The organism is Roseomonas sp. FDAARGOS_362, from assembly GCF_002754815.1.
Classification (GTDB): Bacteria; Pseudomonadota; Alphaproteobacteria; order Acetobacterales; family Acetobacteraceae; genus Roseomonas; species Roseomonas mucosa.
On the sequence record NZ_CP024588.1, the window covers coordinates 1,452,045 to 1,473,010 of the forward strand.

General features: G+C 71.1%; 20 protein-coding genes and 1 tRNA gene. 17 read left to right on the forward strand and 4 right to left on the reverse strand.

What is annotated here, in order from left to right; all coding sequences use genetic code 11:
* Positions 1-8 precede the first annotated feature (8 nt).
* The 3 genes from CTJ15_RS11650 to CTJ15_RS11660 form a co-directional block, all read right to left on the reverse strand.
* Positions 9-2,699 (reverse strand): carbohydrate-binding domain-containing protein, encoded by a 2,691-nt coding sequence (locus CTJ15_RS11650; RefSeq protein WP_058389027.1) that lies wholly within the window; start codon positions 2,697-2,699, stop codon positions 9-11.
* A gap of 385 nt (positions 2,700-3,084) precedes the next feature.
* The gene (locus CTJ15_RS11655) at positions 3,085-3,558 is read right to left on the reverse strand and encodes a disulfide bond formation protein B (protein ID WP_058389028.1); all 474 of its coding nucleotides are present in this window, start codon (positions 3,556-3,558) and stop codon (positions 3,085-3,087) included.
* A 24-nt stretch (positions 3,559-3,582) separates the two neighbouring features.
* Entirely contained in the window at positions 3,583-4,137 is a 555-nt protein-coding gene (locus CTJ15_RS11660; RefSeq protein ID WP_058389029.1) for a DUF2937 family protein, read from the reverse strand.
* A 202-nt stretch (positions 4,138-4,339) separates the two neighbouring features.
* On the opposite strand from CTJ15_RS11660, the gene CTJ15_RS11665 reads away from it, so the two are divergent.
* The 17 genes from CTJ15_RS11665 (at position 4,340) to CTJ15_RS11745 (ending at position 20,163) form a co-directional block, all read left to right on the forward strand.
* A tRNA-Leu gene (locus CTJ15_RS11665) sits at positions 4,340-4,425 on the forward strand.
* A 274-nt stretch (positions 4,426-4,699) separates the two neighbouring features.
* On the forward strand, positions 4,700-5,650 hold the full coding sequence (locus CTJ15_RS11670) for an ABC transporter substrate-binding protein (protein WP_075822780.1): 951 nt from the start codon (positions 4,700-4,702) through the stop codon (positions 5,648-5,650).
* Entirely contained in the window at positions 5,651-6,856 is a 1,206-nt protein-coding gene (locus CTJ15_RS11675) for an ABC transporter permease (protein WP_019461208.1), read from the forward strand.
* A complete protein-coding gene (locus CTJ15_RS11680; protein ID WP_099781576.1) occupies positions 6,853-7,809 on the forward strand; it encodes an ABC transporter ATP-binding protein in 957 nt (318 codons plus the stop codon). Before CTJ15_RS11675 ends, CTJ15_RS11680 begins: the two co-directional genes overlap by 4 nt.
* On the forward strand, positions 7,806-8,531 hold the full coding sequence (locus tag CTJ15_RS11685) for an ABC transporter permease (protein WP_076970061.1): 726 nt from the start codon (positions 7,806-7,808) through the stop codon (positions 8,529-8,531). The genes CTJ15_RS11680 and CTJ15_RS11685 overlap by 4 nt, the downstream gene beginning before the upstream one ends.
* A gap of 132 nt (positions 8,532-8,663) precedes the next feature.
* On the forward strand, positions 8,664-9,074 hold the full coding sequence (locus CTJ15_RS11690; protein WP_083755671.1) for a protein-tyrosine phosphatase family protein: 411 nt from the start codon (positions 8,664-8,666) through the stop codon (positions 9,072-9,074).
* Between the two features lie 312 nt (positions 9,075-9,386).
* Positions 9,387-9,668 (forward strand): acyl carrier protein, encoded by a 282-nt coding sequence (locus CTJ15_RS11695; protein ID WP_019461204.1) that lies wholly within the window; start codon positions 9,387-9,389, stop codon positions 9,666-9,668.
* A 30-nt stretch (positions 9,669-9,698) separates the two neighbouring features.
* Complete coding sequence (locus CTJ15_RS11700; protein ID WP_226946114.1) at positions 9,699-10,214, forward strand: 3-hydroxyacyl-ACP dehydratase FabZ family protein; 516 nt, start codon at positions 9,699-9,701, stop codon at positions 10,212-10,214.
* Entirely contained in the window at positions 10,214-11,404 is a 1,191-nt protein-coding gene (locus tag CTJ15_RS11705) for a beta-ketoacyl-ACP synthase (RefSeq protein WP_058390375.1), read from the forward strand. The genes CTJ15_RS11700 and CTJ15_RS11705 overlap by 1 nt, the downstream gene beginning before the upstream one ends.
* A gap of 5 nt (positions 11,405-11,409) precedes the next feature.
* The gene (locus tag CTJ15_RS11710) at positions 11,410-12,666 is read left to right on the forward strand and encodes a beta-ketoacyl-ACP synthase (protein WP_171982286.1); all 1,257 of its coding nucleotides are present in this window, start codon (positions 11,410-11,412) and stop codon (positions 12,664-12,666) included.
* Between the two features lie 55 nt (positions 12,667-12,721).
* The gene (locus tag CTJ15_RS11715) at positions 12,722-13,744 is read left to right on the forward strand and encodes a zinc-binding dehydrogenase (RefSeq protein ID WP_058390377.1); all 1,023 of its coding nucleotides are present in this window, start codon (positions 12,722-12,724) and stop codon (positions 13,742-13,744) included.
* Between the two features lie 10 nt (positions 13,745-13,754).
* On the forward strand, positions 13,755-14,687 hold the full coding sequence (locus CTJ15_RS11720; RefSeq protein WP_075823285.1) for a lipid A biosynthesis lauroyl acyltransferase: 933 nt from the start codon (positions 13,755-13,757) through the stop codon (positions 14,685-14,687).
* A 93-nt stretch (positions 14,688-14,780) separates the two neighbouring features.
* Positions 14,781-17,342, forward strand: a complete 2,562-nt coding sequence (locus CTJ15_RS11725) for a chemotaxis protein CheW (protein WP_099781578.1) — start codon at positions 14,781-14,783, stop codon at positions 17,340-17,342.
* Positions 17,343-17,409: 67 nt separating this feature from the next.
* Positions 17,410-17,859 (forward strand): chemotaxis protein CheW, encoded by a 450-nt coding sequence (locus CTJ15_RS11730; RefSeq protein ID WP_226946115.1) that lies wholly within the window; start codon positions 17,410-17,412, stop codon positions 17,857-17,859.
* Positions 17,860-17,870: 11 nt separating this feature from the next.
* On the forward strand, positions 17,871-18,254 hold the full coding sequence (locus CTJ15_RS11735; protein ID WP_019461196.1) for a PleD family two-component system response regulator: 384 nt from the start codon (positions 17,871-17,873) through the stop codon (positions 18,252-18,254).
* Positions 18,251-19,336, forward strand: coding sequence for a chemotaxis-specific protein-glutamate methyltransferase CheB (cheB, locus tag CTJ15_RS11740; protein WP_226946116.1), 1,086 nt, complete (start codon positions 18,251-18,253; stop codon positions 19,334-19,336). Before CTJ15_RS11735 ends, cheB begins: the two co-directional genes overlap by 4 nt.
* Positions 19,333-20,163 carry a protein-glutamate O-methyltransferase CheR gene (locus CTJ15_RS11745; RefSeq protein WP_058389546.1) on the forward strand — a complete coding sequence of 277 codons (831 nt, stop codon included), beginning with the start codon at positions 19,333-19,335 and terminating at the stop codon, positions 20,161-20,163. The genes cheB and CTJ15_RS11745 overlap by 4 nt, the downstream gene beginning before the upstream one ends.
* A 50-nt stretch (positions 20,164-20,213) precedes the next feature.
* On the opposite strand, the gene ctrA is transcribed toward CTJ15_RS11745, so the two are convergent.
* A complete protein-coding gene (ctrA, locus tag CTJ15_RS11750) occupies positions 20,214-20,954 on the reverse strand; it encodes a response regulator transcription factor CtrA (RefSeq protein ID WP_037250923.1) in 741 nt (246 codons plus the stop codon).
* Positions 20,955-20,966 lie beyond the last annotated feature (12 nt).

Below are 20,966 nucleotides of genomic sequence, written 5' to 3' on the forward strand. Positions count from 1 at the left end.
GCTGAGCCTCAGCTGAACAGGAAGTCGCTGGCGTGGAAGCCGGCGACGGTCATGTTCTTGAAGACGACGCTCTCCCCGCCGTCGAGGGTCATGACGACGCTGGTGCCGGACTGCTTCATCGCGGCATGGGCCTCGGCCCAGCTGTCCACGCCGAAGCCCAGCAACTGGATGACGTCGCCCTCCGCATGGCTGAAGTCCACGACCGTGTCGCGGCCGGCGCCATCGCTCTTCTGGAAGAGGAAGGTATCGGCCCCGGCACCGCCGAAGAGCACGTCATTGCCGGCGCCGCCGGCCAGCGTGTCCTTGCCGGCATAGCCATAGAGCGTGTCGTTGCCTGCCATGCCCTTCAGCACGTCCTTGCCGTCGCTGCCGTAGAGGAGGTTGTCCTGGGCATTGCCGGTGCCGGTCAGGCCCTCCGCCGTCAGCTTCAGGCGTTCGACATTGTCCGTCAGCGTGTAGCTGATCGAGGCATAGACCCGGTCGTCGCCAGCATTGGCGGACTCGGTCACCACGTCGCCGGCATTGTCCACGATATAGGCGTCATTGCCGGCGCCGCCGGCCATGTGGTCCGCGCCGGTGCCGCCATTCAGCGTGTCGTTGCCGTCGCCACCCTCCAACGTGTCGTTGCCGGCATTGCCGTAGAGGACGTCGTTGCCGGCCATGCCCTTGAGCGTGTCGGCGCCGTCGCTGCCGTAGAGGACGTTGTCCTGGGCATTGCCGGTGCCGGTCAGGCCCTCGGCCGTCAGGTTCAGGCGTTCGACATTGTCGGTCAGCGTATAGCTGATCGAGGCATAGACCCGGTCGTCGCCGGCATTGGCGGCCTCGGTCACCACGTCGCCGGCATTGTCCACCTTGTAGGTGTCGTTGCCCGCGCCGCCCGCCATGTGATCCGCGCCGGTGCCGCCGTCGAGGTAGTCGTTGCCCGCGCCGCCGTTCAGCGTATCGGCCCCGTCCTTGCCGTAGAGGTTGTTGCCCGCGTCGTTGGCGGTGATCACGTTGTCCAGCGCGTTGCCGACGCCCTTGAGCGCCGCCGAGCCCGTCAGCACCAGGTTGTCCGCGGTGGATGCCAGGGTGGTGCTCACCGCGCTGCTCACCGTGACCGGCGTCTTGCCCGCCACGATCTGGTCGGTCAGGGAGACGGCATAGTCGATCGTGCGGTTGTAGGTGAGCCAGGAGGCACTGGTCAGCAGCTCGTTGCCGTCCACGAGGATCTGGTCGACATAGGCATTCCGGTCGGTGCCGGCGGCGCCGCCATAGGCGTCGTTCAGGAACTGCACCGAGATGGTGTGGGCGCCGGCATCCCAGTGACCGCTCAGGGTCAGGTCCTGGGTCTGGCCGCTGCCGTGCTGGGCGGCGACGGTGACCGTGTCGCTCATCGCCACGCCGTCGATGAAGACCTTCACCTGGGCATCGCCCTGCCAGCTGTCCCCCGACAGCTTCAGCGTGATCGTGTGCGCGTCGGTCGTGGTGCTGCTGTCCGGCGGGATGGCGACGCTCTTGGCATCCGCCATCTCGATGACCAGCGGGTGGTCGGTCAGGCTGATCTGGAGCTGGCTGACATTCGAGTAGGTGCTCTGGGCGTCGGTGCCGAGGAGCGGGTCATAGACCTTCACGGTGCCGAAGACGTGGTCCAGCGTCACGGTGACCGTGGTGCTCTTGGCCGCGATCTCGGTGAGGGTGGTGCTGTCCCAGAGCTTCTGCTCGTTCCATACGGCCAGCTCGTAGGTGCCGGAGGACTTCTCCAGCAGCAGCGTGTTGCCCGTGGCCGGCAGGCCCGAAACCGAGTAGCCCAGCGTGCCGGTGGTGAAGCTGTCCGAGGTGCTGCCGGTGTCGGATAGGATCGTGGTCAGGTTGTGGATGGCCATCGCCGCGGGCTTGGCCGACCAGTCATAATTGAAGAGGCCGTAATGCGCCTCCTGGTTGGTGTCGGTAGGGTCCTGGAAGGAATCCACCAGCTCGTAGAGGTATGTGGCCTTGTAGCCGAGCTTGTAGGTGTCCAGCAGCAGGTTCAGCGTGTACTTGGCCTGGACCGCCTCGCTCACGCCCTGGTTGCCGGCGCCGGAGGTCTGCGTCGGGTAGCCGGATTCCGTGATGACCATCTGCTGGCCAGGATTCATCTGGTTGGCCATCGGCACGTAGGTGCTGAGCACGGAGTAGGAGGTCGCGCCGCCGCCGTAGTAGATATGCGCGTTGCCGTAATCGGCATTGGCCGAGTTGTCGCCATAGGCCGCGAAGCTGCCGGAATCCGAGGCCGCGACGCTGAAGTTGATGATCGGCACGTCCTTCAGCGCGGCGCTGGAGCTCACATAGTCGGCGATCAGCTTCTGCACCGCCCGGGCGCCGGCGATGCCGCCCACGCCGTCCAGCGTGGCCTCCCAGTAGTTGACCTCGTTCGGCCCCTCCAGGCTGCGCAGATAGGGCGCGAGCTTCTCTACCAGGGCGAACTGGTTGGCGTAGGTGTCGCCCTGAACGCCCACCATCATGTCGAGCTTGATGCCGTTCTCGCCCAGGTAGGCCAAGCGGTCGAGCTGCAGCGAGGCATAGCCCGCGGCGTCGCGCACGTTGCCGATGCCCAGGTACTGGAGCGAGGCCAGCACCTGATCGATGTCGTAGTAGGGCGTGTCATAGAACTGGGAGTGGATGTTGACACCGAGGGAGTCGATGAAATCCCCGACGCGGGAAGCCGCCGTGCTGGCCATCTTTGCAACCTATGGTTGTATTGAAGGACAAAATTCTTCCGTGCGGGGCAGAAATGGACACTCTTCCTAGGTGTCATCTCTCATCCGCTTGCAACCATAGGTAGCACTTACAAACACGATTACGAGAGGAATTAATCATCAATTCGTGAATTTCACGTTTTCGCGGGTTAAAGGTAACAGAATGTTCCTATTGTGTTCTAAACCGCCGCATGATTATGGGTCATAAAGCCTCTTCCGAAGCTTATTGTCGTTCCGAAGAAAAAAATGGACGTTACCGGACGGGCCGCCCGGCGGCCAATGACTGCCCAGGATTGCCGGATGGATATGTCTGGGCAGGCACCCGGCGGCCCGTGTCGGCGGCACCCCGCTCCCGGACCGGAACCGGTCAGGCGTGGCGGCGCAGCGCCTCCCGGAGTCCGAAACCGCCCAGCAGGAGCGCGTAGAGCAGGTTCAACTGAGCCATGGTAACGGGCAGCCCTGGGATCAGGTAGGTCGGCGCGTCGCAGGGCTTGTCGGGCTTGGCCGCCATGGCCTTCAGCATGTCATCCACGCTCAGGCCCAGGGAGGCCGTGGGGGCCTGGCAGGACGGCAGGGGCGACGGCCACCATTGCTGCTCCACACCGATATGCAGCACCGCGAGACCGCCCGACACCAGCACGGCGAGGGCCGCCAGGACCAGCAGGCCACGCGAGCGCAGGAGACCCGCCAACAGCGCCAGCAGCACCGCCACCCAATAGGGCCAGCGTTGCCACAGGCAGAGGGCACAGGGTGCGAGGCCCAGGAAGGTCTCGGACGCCAGGGCGGCCAAGGGCGCTGCGGCGGCCAGTACGGCCAGCGACAGGGAGGAGCGGCGAATCATGGCCGCAACGCTGCGTCCGCTCCGTCAGGCGGGCAAGTGACGACGCCGCTTGCGCCGGGCGAGGCTGCCCGGCAGCGAGATCACGGCTTGCGCCAGGAACAGGCCGAGCACCAGGCCGCAAAGCCCGTAGGTGGCGGCGGCACTGCCGAGGATGAGCTGCGGCACGTGGGTGTCCATCGCCGTCCGCAGCACGGCGCGCTTGTCGGCATCGGGCTCGCTGATCAGGTCCCAGGCCGCGTCCAGCGGCTGCAACAGCGGCGGCGCGCTCCCGATCCGCTCATGCGCCCGGCGCAGCGCCTCCGCCTTGGCGACCGAAACGGCCAGCCCTTCGGCATTCGAGGGCTCGGCCTGCCGCAGGGCACCGATCACGCCCTCATCCGTGTCCGTCGCCAGTCCGTAGAACTGCCGCGCCTTTTCCTTGCGCTGCTCGATGTCGCGGCGCGCATCCTGGCTCACCTGCTGCAAGGCGGCGTCATAGGCATGTGTCAGCGCCGGGATCTGCATCGCCGCCACGCCGAGGACCAGGGCCAGCCCGATCCGTAGCGAATCGGAAAGCCAGCGCCCGATGAAACCGACCATCCGCCTCTCGCCTCCACGCCGGGACAGCCTGGAAAGCACCCGCCCCCGGCCGTGGTTGCGGAGGGCCGGATGTCCTTGGGGGACAAGCCGTTTCTCCGGCCCGGCCGCGGTTGACTGCGCCCCCGCTTCCCGTAAATCTCCCGCCGCCGACGGGGGCTCTCCGAGGTGGCCGGCAGCCATCGCGGGTGCCTCCCCGGCGTTTGGGGGCGTGGTGGAACGGTAGACACGAACGACTCAAAATCGTTTGCCTTCACAGGCTTGCCGGTTCGAGTCCGGCCGCCCCTACCAATATTCGTGACCGGGAAACCGCCTTGGGACCGGCGGCCCGGAAGGGCGTCGGAGTTCGAGTTCCTCCGGGGGTACCGGACCCCGTGCCGCAGGGCGGTGGATCCCACGGCCAGCCGCCTCCGGAACGGCATCATCGCAAAGGCGTGTGCGCCGGATGCCTTCGTGCCATCTTCCGCCGGCAGGGCCACGGGCTATGTAACCGTCTGTCCCCGGCCATCCCGCCGTGGGCGCGCCATGCCGCCCGGGGCTCCGGGCGAGATGCGAGGAGCCCTGGATGACCCCCGCCCTCTCACGCCGCGCCGTCCTCCTGGCCGGCCTTGCCCTTTCCCTGCCGGCCCTGCTGCCTCGGTCCGCCCGCGCGCAGGCCGCCTCCGGGCGCCCGGTCGTGGTGGGCTCGAAGCTGGACACGGAAAGCGCCCTGCTCGGCCAGATGATCGCCTTGGCGCTGGAGGCGCAGGGGATGACGGTGGAGCGAAAGCTGCAACTGGGGCCGACCCGCATCCTGCGCGCCGCGATCCTGAACGGCGAGGTGGACGTCTATCCCGAGTACACGGGCAATGGCGCCTTCTTCTTCCAGATGGAGGATGACCCCGCCTGGCATGACCCGCAGGCCGGGGCGGAAAAGGTGCGGGCGCTGGACCTGGAGCGCAACAAGCTGGTCTGGCTGACGCCCGGCTCGGCCAACAACACCTGGGCCATCGCCGTCCGGCAGGATCTGGCGAAGGACGCGAAGCTGGAAAGCCTGGAGGACCTCACCCGCTACCTGAAGGGCGGCGACAGCACCTTCAAGCTGGCCGCCTCGGCGGAATTCGTGGAAAGCCCCGCCGCCCTGCCCGCCTTCCAGAAGGCCTATGGCTTCACCCTGCCGCCCGAAAGGCTGCTGGTCCTGGCCGGCGGCGACACGGCGGTGACGATGCGCGCGGCGGCGGAGCGGCTGAACGGCGTGAATGCCGCCATGGTCTATGGCACCGATGGCGCCATCCAGGCGCTGGAGCTGAAGGTCCTGGCCGATCCCAAGGGTGCCCAGATCGTCTACCGTCCCGCCCCGGTGGTGCGCCAGGCGGTGTTCAACGCCCATCCGAAGATGGGCGACTGGCTCAAGCCGGTCTTCGACTCGCTCAGCCTGGAGGTGCTCCAGAAGCTGAACGCCAAGGTCGTGGTGGAGGGCGCCAACCCGCGCGACGTGGCGCAGGCGCAGTTGCGCAACCTCGGCGCGGCGCGCTGAATGGCGCGCAGCGCGGCGCTGCCGGCGCTCCGCGACCGGGCGGCCCCGGTCCCGATCCCGCGCGAGGCCCTGGCCGCGGGGGTACTCCTCGCCCTGGCGGCGCTCGCGCCCTTCCTGCTGGGCTGGCTCTCGGTGGCGCCGAATCGGCTAATCTCGCCGCGCCCGGTGGCGCTGCCGCTGACGCCGCCGGTCTGGGCGGCCGTGGCGGTCTTCCTGCTGTCCGCCCTGGTCGCCGCGGCCCTGGCCCGGCGCGCGGCGCTGCTGCCCTGGGCCGAGGCGCTGGTGGCACTCGCCGTGCTCGCCATGCTGGCGGCCACGGGCCTCGGGGCTGCGGCGGCCCTGTCGGAGGCCTCGCCCGTCGCCCGTGCCGCTCCGGCGGCCGGGGTCTGGCTGGGCCTGCTGCTGTCCGCCCTGGCGGCGGGGTGCTGCGCCGCCGGGCGGGGCGGCACGCCGGGGCGCTTCCTGCTGGCCCTGGGCCTGGGCCTCGCGCTGCTGGTGGGCAGCGGCCTGCTCGATTCCCTTTCCCTGCTGCGGGAGGCCGCCTCGCGCGGCGCCGAGTTGCGGGGCGCCCTGCTGGAACATGTCTTCATCGCCGCCGCCTCGCTGCTGCTGGCTTCGCTGGTGGCGGTCCCGCTCTCGGTCCTGGCGCTGCGCCGCCCCAGGCTCGAAGCCATGCTGCTGGGCTTCGCCAACGGCTTGCAGGTGGTGCCCTCCATCGCCCTGTTCGGACTGCTGATGGCGCCGCTGGCGGCGCTCGCCACCGCCTTTCCTGTCCTGCGCGCCCTCGGCATTGGCGGGATCGGCCCGGCCCCGGCGGTGCTGGCGATCGGCGGCTACCTGTTGCTGCCGCTGGCGGCGGGGGTGCTGTCCGGGCTGCGCGCCGTGCCCGCCCCGGTGCTGGACGCCGCCACCGGCCAGGGGCTCGGCCCGTCGCAGATCCTGTGGCGGGTGCGGCTGCCGCTCGGCGCCGGGATCGTGCTGGGCGGGCTGCGCACGGCGGTGATCCAGGCGATCGGCCTTGCCACTCTGGCGGCGCTGATCGGCGGCGGCGGGCTGGGACGGCTGGTCTTCCTGGGCGTCGGTCAGCTGGCGACGGACCTGATCCTGCTCGGCGTGCTGCCGGTGGTGGCGCTGTCGCTGGCGGCGGATGCCGGGCTGGCGGCGCTGCAATCCTGGCTGTCGCGGCGCCATGGCGGCGCGGCATGATCCGCTTCGAGGGGGCCACCAAGACCTATGGCGCCCGCCGCGCCGTGGATGCCGTCAGCCTGGAGATCCGGGACGGGCGGTTCTGCGTGCTGCTGGGCGAATCGGGTTCCGGCAAGTCCACGCTGATGCGGATGGTGAACCGGCTGGTGCGGCCGGATGGCGGCCGCGTGACGCTGGACGGCCGTGACGTCGCCCAGGCCGATCCGGAGGCGCTGCGCCGGGGCATCGGCTACGTGATCCAGTCGGTGGGGCTTTTTCCGCATTGGCGGGTGGCGGAGAACGTCGCCACCGTGCCCCGGCTGCTGGGCTGGGACGCGGCGCGGATCGCCCGCCGGGTGGAGGAGCTGCTTTCCCTGGTGGGGCTCGATCCGGAGCGCTTCGCCGCGCGCTGGCCGCACGAGCTCTCGGGCGGACAGGCGCAGCGGGTCGGGCTGGCGCGGGCGCTGGCGGCGGACCCGCCGGTGCTGCTGATGGACGAGCCCTTCTCCGCCCTTGACCCCAGCATCCGCCGCAGCCTGCAGCGGGAGATGCGCGCCATCCATGCCCGCACCGGCAAGACCATCCTCTTCGTGACGCATGACGTGGAGGAGGCGCTGACCCTGGCCGACCAACTCGCCGTGCTGCGGGACGGGAAGCTGGTGGCCAGCGGCACCCCGGCCGAGGTGCTGGAACGGCAGGCCGATGGCGCGGTGCGCGAACTGCTGGGCGAGGAGGCACTGGCCTTCCACCGCCTCGCCACCCAGCCCGCCCGGCGCCATGCCCGGGCGGTGGCGGAGCCCGGGGAAGGCGACCTGCCCCTGCTGCCGGCGGAGGCCACGCTGAAGCAGGCGCTGCTGTTGATGCTGGACCGGCGGACGGATCGCCTCGTGCTGGAGGCGGAGGAAGCCGGCCCGCCACGCATCCTGCACCTGGGCGACCTGCTGTCCCCGGCTGGGGACCGGGCGCGGGCATGAGGGGCCGCCTGCCGCGCCTTCTGGCCGAGGCGGCGCTGTTCCTGCTGGCGCTGCTGGCCGCGCCGCATCTGGGCGCGCTCTGGGGCGGCCTTTTCCCGGAGGTGTCGCGCCCGGTGTGGACCTCGGAAAGCTGGTTCGTCCTGCTCGGCAGCCACCTCGCCCTGTCGCTGGGCGCAGCCCTGGCGGCGACGGCACTGGGGCTGGCGGCGGGCGTGCTGGCCAGCCGTCCCGCCGGGCGCCGGCTGCGGCCGCTGCTGGACGCGCTCTTCTCCCTGGCCCAGTCGGTGCCGCCGGTGGCGGTGATCGCCCTGGCCCTGCCGCTGCTGGGCTTCGGTGCCGCGCCCACCCTGCTGGCCCTGGTGCTCTACGCCGCCCTGCCGGTGATGCGGGCGGCGGCCGGAGGGCTGGATGCCGTGCCCGGCCCGGTGCGCGACGCCGCCCAGGGGCTTGGCCTGGGACCGGCGCGGCAGCTTTTCCAGGTCGAGCTTCCGCTTGCCCTGCCGGTGATCCTGTCCGGCCTGCGCATCGCGGTGGTGCTGTCCATCGCCACCGCGGCGGTGGGGGCGGTGGCCGGGGCGCGCTGCCTGGGTACGCCCATCGTGGTCGGGCTGTCGAACGGCAATCCCGCCTGGGTGCTGCAAGGCGGCATCTTCACCGCCTGGCTGGCCCTGCTGGCGGACCGGGCCCTGCGCCTGCTCGCCCCGGCCCGGCCCGGCCTCTGACCGCCCGGGGAGACGCACCGCCATCATTCCAACCGGACGCCGCCCCCGGAGCTGACGCCCCTGCCCTGGCCACCGCCGGGCGCGCTGGCCGTCACCCATTGCCCGGGGTGCCACGGCGATCTCGCCGCCGACTTGGCCGCCCTGCGGCGCTGGGGGGCGAACTGGCTGCTCAGCCTTTGCAAGCCGGGCGAGTTCCCCGATGCCACGGCGCTGGAGGCGCGGCTCGCCCGCGCGCATATCGGCTGGGTCCGCTTTCCCATCCCGGACTGCGGCATCCCCGCCCCGGGCCAGGGCTGGCGGGCGCTGGCGGACCAGACCCTGGAACGGCTCGATGCCAGGGAAAGGGTGGCGATCCACTGCTGGGGCGGCCGGGGCTGTTCCGGCACCCTGGCCGCGGCGCTGCTGCTGGCCCGGGGGCTGTCGGCGCCAGAGGCCATCGCGCAGGTGCGACGGGCAAGGCCGGGGGCGATCGAGACGGCGGAACAGGAAGCCTGGGTGCTGGCCCAACAGGGCTGGCGGAGGCCAGGGACCGGCCGTGGCTAGATCATGTCGCCGGAACCCATGCCTTCGCCGCGTATGCCCGGCGCCATTTGTTCGGGATTCGAATTCACGCCTCCGGGGGCGATGGCGGCCCAGGGCGACCGGCCCAGGGCCGGATGCTCCGCGCGCCCGCAAGAGCCATCCGGCTCCCGGGGTGCCCATCGAAAAGGGCGGGGCCGCAAGACCTATGGACACCCGCCCCCATTCCGGTCCATCACCCGCCCCCTGTTCCGACCGACGCCCTCGTCTTCCCACCCGGGATTTTTCCGGGCCGGGAGGTACGGGCGGCGACCCTTGCCCTTTCAGGAGCCGTCCATGGCCTCGGCCTTCGAGCGCATCGCCGACATCATCGCCGCCAATTCCGAAGTCCCGCGCGACAAGATCACCCCCGACAGCCATGTGATCGACGATCTGGGCATCGACAGCCTGGACTTCCTCGACATCGTCTTCGCCATCGACAAGGAGTTCGGCATCAAGGTGCCGGTCGAGAAGTGGACGCAGGACGTGAATGCCGGCACCGCCCCGGCCGAGCAGTACTTCGTCATGAAGAACCTCGCCGCCCGGGTCGAGGAACTGGTGGCGGCCAAGAGCGCCTGACGCCCGCGCTTCCCGGCATCGCCGGAAAGGATGGCCAGAGACGGAGGACGCCCGGTGCGCCTGGAATACTTCATGATGGTGGACCGGGTGCGGTCCTTCGACGGCGACGCCATCGCGGTGGAAAGCACCGTGCCGGAGGCCTCGCCGGTTTTCGAGGGGCATTTCCCCGGCCATCCGCTGGTGCCGGGCGTGCTGCTGGTGGAAACCATGGCCCAGGCCTCGGGCTGGCTGCTGCTGGCGCGCAACGGGCTGTCCGCGATGCCCTTCCTCTCCTCGGTGAAGGAGGCGAAGTTCCGCTCCTTCGTGGGACCGGGCGCGAAGCTCGAGGTCACCGCCCGGATCGTGCATGACGGCTCCGGCTATGCCGTGACGGCGGCGCGCATCGAGAGCGGCGGCAAGCGCCTCTGCGATGCCGAGATCATGCTGCGGATCATGCCCTTCCCCGCCCCGGAACTGGCCCAGGCGATGCACGAGCGCGCCGCTTCTATCGGCCTGGACGCGGCGCTGGCCGCCACCCGTTCCTCTCTCCAGGAAGCCCCCCGCTGATGCGCCAGCGAGACGTCGTCATCACCGGCATCGGCCTCGTCACCTCCTTGGGCGAAGGAAACGACGCGCACTGGGAGGTGCTGCACGCGCCGGATCGCCGCCCGGTGCTGGACGAAACGGGCTTCGCGCCCTGGACGGTGCATCCCCTGCCCGCCCTGGACCTCGACCGGCAGATCCCCAAGCGCGGCGACCAGCGGCAGATGGAGCCCTGGCAGCGGCTGAACACCTATGCCGCCGGCCTGGCGCTGGACGATGCCGGGGCGCGCGGCCTGGTGGGCGAGACGCATCTCGTGGTGGCCGCCGGCGGCGGCGAGCGCGACGTCGCGCTGGACGAGCAGATCACCGCGGAACTGGCCCAGAGCAGCGACCGGGGTGCCCGGCTGAACGAGATGCTGGCCACCGGCCTGCGGCCGACGCTGTTCCTGGCGCAGCTTTCCAACCTCGTGGCCGGCAACATCTCCATCGTGCACGGCGTCACCGGCTCCTCCCGCACCCTGATGGGGGAAGAGGTGGCCGCGGCCGATGCGCTGCGCATCGCCCGGGCGCGGATCGGCGAGGGGCGCGGCGAGATCGCGCTGGTCGGCGGCGGCTTCGCCGCCTCGCGCTGGGACATGCTGATCCTCTATGCCCGCAGCGGGCTGTGGCAGGGAGGGTTCCGCCCCCTTTCCGAGCGCGAGGGCGGCGGCATGGTGCTGGGCTCCATGGCCGCCTATCTCGTGCTGGAAGCCGCCGAGCATGCCCGCGCGCGCGGCGCCAGGGCGCTCGCCCGGCTCGATGCCGTGGCCACGGATTCCGCCCGCCGTTCCGCTCCTGGCCAGTCCGCCGCAACCGCCACGGCGCTGCTGCCGCTGGTGGGCGGCCCGGCCCGTGCGGTGATCTCCGGCGCCTCCGGCGCCCCCGCCGCCTGGGCCGAGGAAGAGCGCTTCCTGGCCTCGCTCGGCGATGGCGTGGCGGCGGCAGTGCCGCGCCGCACCGGCAGCCTGCTCGGCCATGGGCTGGAAGGCACCTTCATGGTCAACACCGCCCTGGCGGCGCTGGCGCTGTCGCGCGGCGGCTTCTACCCGCCGATCGACCCGGCGGACCCGGAGGCCGGAACGGGCGAGGCCGCCGCGCCCGATCGCATCCTCGTCACCGGCTTCGGCCAGTGGCGCGGCGAGGCCCTGGCCAGCCTGTCGAAAGCGGAGGCGTGAGCGCCATGCAGGACCATCGCGGGCGGCCCCTGGTCGCCGTCACCGGCATCGGCGCCGTCACCCCGCTGGGCTTCGGCGCGGCGGAAAGCTGGTCCGCGCTGCTGGCCGGCCGTTCGGGCCTGCGGCGGATCACCCGCTTCCCGACCGAGCACCTGCGGACCAGCATCGCCGGCACGGTGGACCTCCCGGAGGAGGCCGGGCGCGAGCCCTTCTCCACTCCCGTCCGGGTGGAGCGCATCGCCGCGATCGCCGTGCAGGAGGCGCTGGAGATGGCCGCGCTGGGCCAGCCGGGCAGCTTCCCCGGCCCGCTCTTCCTCGGCATGCCGCCGGTGGAGATGGAGTGGCCGGAGCGCTTCACCCTCGCGCGCGAGGCCGGCCCCGGCTATGCCGCGATGACCCGCGCGGCGATCGGCCATCCGGAGATCCACGAGCGCATCCTCTATGGCGGCATCGGCGAGCGCCTGGCCGAGCGCTTCGGCACGCGCGGCGTCCCGGTGGCCGTCACCACCGCCTGCGCCACGGGCGCCTCCTCCATCCAGCTCGGCGTCGAGGCCATCCAGCGCGGCGAGGCCACGGCCTGCATCGCGGTGGGCGCGGATGGCACGGTGCAGCCGGAATCGCTGATCCGCTTCTCGCTGCTCTCGGCCCTGTCCACCCGCAACGAGGAACCGGAGAAGGCCTCCCGCCCCTTCGAGAAAAACCGCGCGGGCTTCGTGATGAGCGAGGGCGCGGCGGCGCTGGTGCTGGAGGATTACGACAGCGCCGTGGCGCGCGGCGCGCGCATCCTCGGCCTTGTTTCCGGCTGCGGCGAACGGGCCGACAGCTTCCACCGCACCCGTTCCAACCCGGACGGCAACGCGGTGATCGGGGCCATGCGCGTGGCGCTGTCCGATGCCGGGCTGAAGCCGGGGGACATCTCCTATGTCAACGCGCACGGCACCGGCACGCCCGAGAACGACAAGATGGAGAATCTCGGCATGCGCGCCGTGTTCGGCGAGGACGCGCCGCCGATTTCCTCCAACAAGTCGATGATCGGCCATACCCTTTCGGCCGCCGGGGCGCTGGAGGCGGTGTTTTCGCTGCTCACCATCCGCGACGGCCGCCTGCCGCCCACCATCAACTACGACGAGCCCGATCCGAGCATCACCCTGGACGTGGTGCCGAACGTGGCACGCGACGCCCAGGTGAAGCACGTGCTGTCCAATTCCTTCGGTTTCGGCGGCCAGAACACCTGCCTCGTCCTCTCGGCGGAACCGCGCTGATGCGCTCCGGTCGTGAAGCATCGAAGATGCGCAACGTGAATCGGAGTGCCTGCTGATGCGCGCCCTGCGCCTGCATGGCGACCGCGACCTGCGGATCGACGACATCGCCCCGCCCCCGCCGCCCGGCCCGGGCGAGGTGCAGATCCGCCCGCTGGCGGTGGCGCTGAACCACATCGATGTCTGGGGCTGGCGCGGCATGGCCTTCGCCAAGCGCAACCTGCCCCTGGTGACGGGCGCCGAGGCGGTGGCCGAGGTGGTCTCGGCCGGCGAGGGCGTGACGGGCTGGAAGGCGGGCGACCGCGTGGCCCCCTATGGCGCGCTCACCTGCGGCCATTGCCGGGCCTGCCGCGAGGGGCGCGACAATCTTTGCGAGAATGTCGGCGGTGTGATGGGCTTCCATCTCGACGGCTTCGCGCAGGAGCTGGTGAACATCCCGGCGCGGCTGCTGATCCGCGTGCCGGAGAATGTCACGACCAACGACGCCGCCTGCGCCACCATCACCTTCTCCACCGTCGAGCACATGCTGTTCGACAACGCGAAGCTGGAGCCGGGCGAGACCATCCTGATCCAGGCCGCGGGCTCAGGCATCGGCACGGTGGCGATCAAGGAGGCCAAGGCCATCGGCTGCACCGTCATCGCCACGGCGGGCGACGACGAGAAGTGCGCCAGGGCGAAGGAACTCGGCGCCGACCATGTAGTGAACTACAACACCCAGAACTTTCCCACCGTCGCCCGGCGCGTGACCGGAAAGCGTGGCGTGGACGTGGTGTTCGAGCATGTCGGCGCCTCGACCTGGGCGGGCTCGCTGCTCTCGCTGCGGATGGGCGGGCGGCTGGTCACCTGCGGCTCGACCTCCGGCGTCTCGGCCGAGACCAACCTGATGATGATCTTCCAGCGCCAGCTCCGGATCTTCGGCTCCTTCGGCGCCTCCATGCGCAACGTGGCCGACGGGCTGGCCAAGATGGCGGGCGGCATGACGCCGGTGCTGGACACGGTGATCCCGCTGGAACGCTTCACCGAGGGGCTGGACCGGTTGGAAAGCCGCCGCGTCTTCGGCAAGATCGTGGTGACGCTGTAGGCCCGGTATCGTGACTCCGGAACTCCGCTACCGCTGGCGCAAGGCCCAGCTCCGTGCCCTCCGGTGGCGCGACGGCGCGCTGGCCCTGCTGGTGCGCGGCGCCTTCGCGGCCATGCGCGCCATGGGGCCGGACCGCGGCCCCCGCTTCGGCGCCGCCGTGGCGCGGAAGCTCGGCCCGCTGTTCAAGCAGCATCGCATCGCGCTGGAGAACATCCGCGCCGCCTTTCCGGAAAAGGACGGGGCCTGGCACCGGCGGGTGGCGATGGAGGCCTGGGACAACCTGGGCCGCACCGCCTGCGAATACGTGCATCTGGGCAGGATCTGGGACCTGACCGAGGAGCGCCGCCCGGGTGGCCGCATCGAGATCGACGACGCGACCTACGCGCGCTTCCAGGAGGTGCGCCAGAGCGGCGGACCCGTGGTGGTCTTCGCCTCGCATCTCGCGAACTGGGAGCTGCCGGCCGTGGCGGCGCGCAAGCACGGGCTGGACACCGCCGTGCTCTACCGGACGCCGAACAACCGGGCGATCGCCGAGCTGATCATCGGCATGCGACGCGACCTGATGGGGGAGATGGTGCCGGCCGGCATCACCGCCCCGACCAAGCTGGCCAAGGTGCTGCAGGCCGGCGGCATCGTCGCCATGCTGGTGGACCAGCGCTTCAGCCGCGGGCCGGTGATCGATTTCCTCGGCCGCCCGACCCCGGCCAACCCCCTGCTCGCCAACCTCGCCCGGCGCTTCGACTGCCCGGTGCGGGGCGTGCGCGCCATCCGCCTGCCCGGCGGACGCTTCCGCGTGGAGGTGACGGAGCCGCTGGACCTGCCGCGCGACGCGGAGAGGCAGATCGACGTCGCGGCGGCGACGCAGGCGATGAACGACGTCATCGCCGGCTGGATCCGCGAGCATCCCGGCCAATGGCTCTGGATGCACCGCCGCTGGCGCTGAGCGCCGCCCCGGCACCGTCCTCACGGGCACCATCTTCACGGAATCTTCGTGACCGGGGCCCTATGCCATCGCCGTGATTGAAGCGGGACGACGATGGACGAGCTGCTCGCCGATTTCCTGACGGAAACCAATGAAGGGCTGGTGGCCCTCGACGACGCGCTGCTGCGGCTGGAGCGAACGCCGGAGGACCGCCAGACTCTTTCCGAGATCTTCCGCCTGGTGCACACGATCAAGGGCACCTGCGGCTTCCTCGGCCTGCCGAGGCTGGAGCGCGTCACCCATGCGGCGGAGAACCTCCTCGGCCGCTACCGCGACGGACAGCTCCCCGTCACCTCGGCCGGCGTCACGCTGATCCTTTCGGCGCTGGACCGCGTGAAGCTCATCGTCGCCGATATCGCCGGCACCGGGGCGGAGATGGAGGGGGAAGACGCCGCGCTGCTGCACGCGCTGGACGAGGCCTATGCGGGACAGCTGGCCGAGACCCCTGGAGCCGCCGCGCCGGTGCCAGCCGCGCCCACGCCCACCGTGCAGCCGCCGCCCGAAGCCGCCGCCCCCGTTCCGCCCGCACCGCCCCCACCCGCCGAGCCCCCACCCGCCGAGCCCCCGGAGGCCGCCCCCGTGGCGGCGCAGCAGACCATCCGCGTCTCGGTGGAGGTGCTGGAGGAGCTGATGGTGCTGGTGAGCGAGCTGGTGCTCACCCGCAACCAGCTCCTGCAAAGCGTGCGCGGATGCGACGACGCCACCCTGTCGGTGCCCCTGCAGCGCCTCTCCCACATCACCTCCGACCTGCAGGAAGGAGTGATGAAGACGCGCATGCAGCCCATCGGCAATGCCTGGCAGAAGCTGCCGCGCCTGGTGCGCGACCTGTCGCACGAGCTCGGCAAGCGCATCGAGCTGGAGATGCGCGGCGCCGAGACGGAACTCGACCGGCAGGTGCTGGAGATGATCCGCGATCCGCTGACGCACATGGTCCGCAACAGCGCCGACCACGGGCTGGAGGATGCCGGGCAGCGCCGCGCCGCCGGCAAGCCGGAGACCGGGCGCATCCTGCTCAACGCCTATCATGAGGGCGGGCACATCATCATGGAGGTGGGCGACGATGGACGTGGCCTGCCGCTGGATCGCATCCGCGCCAAGGCGCTGTCGCAGGGCCTGGCGACGGAGGCGGAGATCGCCGCCATGGGCGAGCGCGACGTGCAGCGGCTGATCTTCCATCCCGGTTTCTCCACCGCCGCCGCCGTCACCGCCGTTTCCGGCCGCGGCGTCGGCATGGATGTGGTGAAGACCAATATCGAGCGCATCGGCGGCACGGTCGAGGTGCATTCGCGCGAGGGCAAGGGCAGCACCTTCGTGGTGAAGATCCCGCTGACGCTCGCCATCGTCTCCGCGCTGGTGGTCCAGGCGGGGAGCGAGCGCTTCGCCATCCCGCAGATCGGCGTGCTGGAGCTGGTGCGCGTGGGCGGCAGCGGCGCCCGGATCGAGCGCATCAAGGACTCCGCCGTGCTGCGGCTGCGCGACCGGCTGCTGCCTCTGGTCTCCCTGTCCGGCCTGCTGCGGCTGGATGGCGGGGCGGGCGAGGAAGGCGGCTTCGTCGTGGTGACGCAGGTCGGCAGCGACCTCTTCGGCATCGTCGTGGACCGGATCTTCGATGCCGAGGAGATCGTGGTGAAGCCTGTGGCGCCGATCCTGCGGCACCTCACCGTGTTCAGCGGCAACACCATCCTGGGCGACGGCACCGTCATCATGATCGCCGATCCCGCCGGCATCGCGCGCGCCGCCGGCATCGGCAGCGACCGCGGGCTGGAGGCGGAGCGCAAGCCCGCCGTGGCGTGCGCCGCCAGCGCGGCCTCGGCCCTGCTGCTCTTCACCGCCGGCGACGCCACGCCCAAGACGGTACCGCTGGCTCTGGTGTCGCGGCTGGAGGACATCCCGGTGGAGCGCATCGAGTTCTCGGGCGGCCGCTGGATGACGCAGTATCGCGGCAGGCTGATGCCCCTCGTGCCGCTCTCGCCGGGATGGGCGCCGGGCCTGGCCGGGACGCGCCAGGCGGTGCTGGTCTTCACCGAGCGCGACCGCGCCATGGGGCTGATGGTGGACAGCATCCTGGATGTCGTCGAGGACGGCCTGCGGATCGAGCAGGCCTCGACCTGCCCCGGCTATCTCGGCACGGCGGTGATCGCCGGCCGTGCCACGGAGGTGCTGGACTGCGCCTGGTGGCTGGAGCAGAGCGGGGAAGGGTGGTTCGAGGCCGGCACCGCCCGGACGCGCCTCCTGCTGGTCGAGGACAGCGCCTTCTTCCGCGGCGTCGTGGCTCCCATGCTGTCCGCCGCCGGCTACCAGGTCACGGCGGTGGCGAACGGGGCGGAGGCGCTGCGGCTGCGCGAGACGGAGGAAGGCTTCGACGCCATCGTTTCCGATATCGAGATGCCGGAGCTGGGCGGCATCGAGCTGGCCCGCACGCTGCGCCAGGGTGGCGCCTGGTCCGGCCTGCCGATGATCGCGCTCAGTTCCCGCACCACGCCCGAGGCGATCCGTCAGGCGCGCGAGGCGGGCTTCACCGACTATGTCGGCAAGCTCGACCGGGAAGGGCTGCTGGCCTCCCTGCGGCAGTGCCTCGGCACGCCGACGCAGATGCCCGCCATGGCGATGAAGTGAGGAGACGGCCATGAGCACGACCGAGGCGGTCCGTTTGGGCCCTGCCCGGGAAGGGTCCCCCCGGGACATGCCATCCCGGGACATGGAGGTCTTCCTGACGCTGACCGTGGGCGGGCAGCTCTGCTGCGTGCCGGTCCAGCGCGTGCGGGATGTGCTGCTGCCGCAGGCCACGACCCCGATCCCGCTGGCGCCGCCCGAGATCGCCGGCAGCCTGAACCTGCGCGGCCGCATCGTCACGGCGATGGACCTGCGGCGGCGGCTGTGCCTGCCGGCCCGCCCCGCCGGGGCGCCCTGTCCCATGGCTGTCGTCGTGGAACAAGGCAGCGAGCTCTACGCGCTGCTGGTGGACGGCGTCGGCGATGTCGTGCCGCTGACCATCGGCGAGGCGGCGCCCAATCCGCCGACGCTGGAGCCGGTCTGGCGGGAAACCTCGCGGGGCGTCTTCCGCGGCATGGCGGGCGAGGAGGGGCAGCTCCTGATCCTGCTGGACGTCGATCGCCTTCTCGCGATCGGATGAGGAGGCGGGACATGCCCGATTGCCTGGTGGTGGATGACAGCCGCGTGGTGCGCCGTGTCGCCCGGGGGATGCTGGAGCGTCTCGGCTTCATGGTGCGCGAGGCGGCGGACGGGGCGGAGGCCCTGCGCGCCTGCCGGGCGGGGCGGCCCGACCTGATCCTGCTCGACCGCAACATGCCGGTGATGGACGGCCTAGAATGCCTGCATGCGCTGCGGCGGGACTTCGGCGAGGCCTGCCCGCCGGTGATGTTCTGCACCACGGAGGCCGCCCTGCCCCGGATCATGGAGGCGCTGGAGGCCGGGGCGCGGGAATACATCATGAAGCCCTTTGACGAGGCGATCCTGGCGGACAAGCTGGCGGTGATGGGCTTCGCCCCTGGCGGCGGAGCGGCATGACCCCTGCGCCCGTGCGGGTCATGCTGTGCGACGACAGCCTGACCATCCGCGCCGCCTTCGGCCGCATCCTGGAGGCGGACCCTGGCCTGCGCATCGTCGCCCGGGCGGGCGACGGGCGCGCCGCTCTCGCCGCCTTCGCCGCCCTGCCTGTCGCCGAGCGGCCGGAAGTGGTGCTGCTCGACCTGGAGATGCCCGTGATGGACGGGATGACCGCCCTGCCCCATCTCCTGCGCTGCGAGCCGCGGCCGAGCGTCATCGTCGCCTCCTCGCTGACGCAGCGCGGCGCCGCGATGGCCATGGCGGCGCTGCGGGCCGGCGCCGTGGACTACATGCCCAAGCCCGTGGCCGCCGCCGGCGGCGTCGCCGGCCAAGCCTTCGGCACGGAGCTGGTGGAGAAGGTCAAGGGCTGGGCCCGCATGCGCCGGAGCACGCCCCGGCCAGCCGCCGTCCCTCCCCCGCCGCAACGCGGGCGGCAGGAAGCGCAGGTGCTGGCGATCGGCAGTTCCACCGGCGGGCCGCAGGCGCTGGCGGCGCTGCTGCGCGGCCTGGGCGCCGCACCGCCGGTGCCCGTCCTGGCCGTGCAGCACATGCCGGCCGGCTTCCCCTCCATGCTGGCGGACCACCTGTCCCGCCTGGGGGTCCTGCCCGTGCGGGAGGCCAGGGATGGCGAGGTGCTGCATCCGGGGCGGCTCTATCTCGCGCCCGGTGACCGCCACATGCTGGCGGTGCGCGACGGCCGGGCGCTGGTTTCCCGGCTGAGCGACGCGCCGCCCGAGAATTTCTGCCGTCCGGCGGTGGACCCGATGCTGCGCAGCCTGGTCGCCGCCTTCGGGGGGGGCGTCCTGGCGGTGATCCTGACCGGCATGGGCTCGGATGGCCTGGCCGGCAGCCGCGCGGTGGCGGCGGCGGGCGGCACCGTGCTGGCGCAGGACGAGGCCTCCTCGGTGGTCTGGGGCATGCCCGGCGCCGTGGCCCGGGCCGGCCTCGCGGAAGCGGTGCTGCCGCCGGAAGGACTGGCGGAGCGGCTGCGGCAGCAACGCTGGGCCTTTGCGCGGCGCGGCGCGGCGGGGGTGGAAGCATGACCGCCACGGCATTGTCGGCCATCGCCACGCTGGTGCAGGCGCGTTCCGGCATCGTGCTGGGCGAGGACAAGGGCTACATGCTGGAAACCCGGCTGGCTCCCCTGCTCCGCCGCCACGGTCTGCGCGACCTGCAGCTCCTGGCCAGCCGTCTGCAGGGCCCCGGTGCCCAGGGGCTGGCGCGCGAGGTCACCGAGGCGCTGACCACCAACGAGTCCTCCTTCTTTCGCGACGGCAAGCCTTTCGATCATCTGCGCCGCATCCTCCCCGAACTGGCGGCCGCCCGCCCGCCCGGACAGGCGCTGCGCATCTGGTCCGCCGCCTGCTCCACGGGGCAGGAAGCCTATTCGATCGCCATGATCCTGGACGAGCTGCGGGGCCAGCTGGGCGGCCGGGATTGCGAGATTCTCGGCACCGACCTGAGCCGCGAGGTGGTGGCCCGCGCGCAGGAAGGCAGCTTCAGCCAGTTCGAGGTGCAGCGCGGCCTGCCGATCCAGCTGCTGGTGAAGCATTTCCGACAGGAAGGCACGCGCTGGCGCGCCTCGCCTGAGTTGCGCGCCAGCGTGCGCTTCGCGGAAGGCAACCTACTGGAGGATCTGCGCAGACTGGGCCGCTTCGACGTGATCTTCTGCCGGAACGTGCTGATCTATTTCGACACGCCGACCAAGCGCCGGGTGCTGGAGGCGCTGGCCGGGCGCATGGCGCCGGATGGCCTGCTCTACCTGGGCGGAGCCGAGACGGTGCTCGGCGTGACCGACGGCCTGGTGCCCCTGCCCGGCGAACGCGGACCGCACCGGCTGCGCGGCGCCGCTACCGTGCCGTCACGGTAGGGCGGCGCCATCACGCGACAACCAAAGCCCCCTGGCCTGATCCGCCTCTCTCAGGCGGCGACGAGGGGGATCTTAGGGCTTTCCTCGGCTTTCAGCGTCTTCGCAGTCCGGGTGTTTCCCACAGGGTCCCGCAGCACATAGCCACGGCCCCAGACCGTGCCGATCAGGTCGGAACAGCCCGCCTGGGCCAGCTTCTTGCGCAGCTTGCAGATGAAGACGTCGATGATCTTCACCTCCGGTTCATCCATGCCGCCATAGAGGTGGTTGAGGAAGGCTTCCTTCGTCAGCACCGCGCCCTTGCGCAGCGTCAGGAGTTCCAGCGTTGCATATTCCTTGCTGGTCAGGTGGACCGGCCTTCCGCTCACCGTCACCTCGCGGGAGGCGAGGTCGAGCGTCATGTCGCCCACCGTCAGGCTGGGCTGCGCGAAGCCCTTGGCGCGGCGCACGATGGCCTGGATGCGGGCGATCAGTTCCTGCTGGTCGAAGGGCTTCACGATGAAGTCGTCGGCCCCCATGCCGAAACCCTTCACCTTCGCCTGTGGCCGCGAAAGGCCCGAAAGGATCAGCACCGGGGTCTCGATGCGCGCCGCCCGCAGCCGGCGCACGACCTCGTAGCCCTCCATGTCCGGCAGCATCAGGTCCTGGATGACGATGTCGTAGTCGTAGAGGCGGGCCAACTCCAGCGCCTCCTCGCCCGTATCGGCCGTGTCCACGATCATCGAGGCCGACTTCAGCATCAGGGAGATGCCGCGGGCGGTCGTGAGATCATCTTCAACCAGAAGAACTCGCATCTTTTTTGCTCC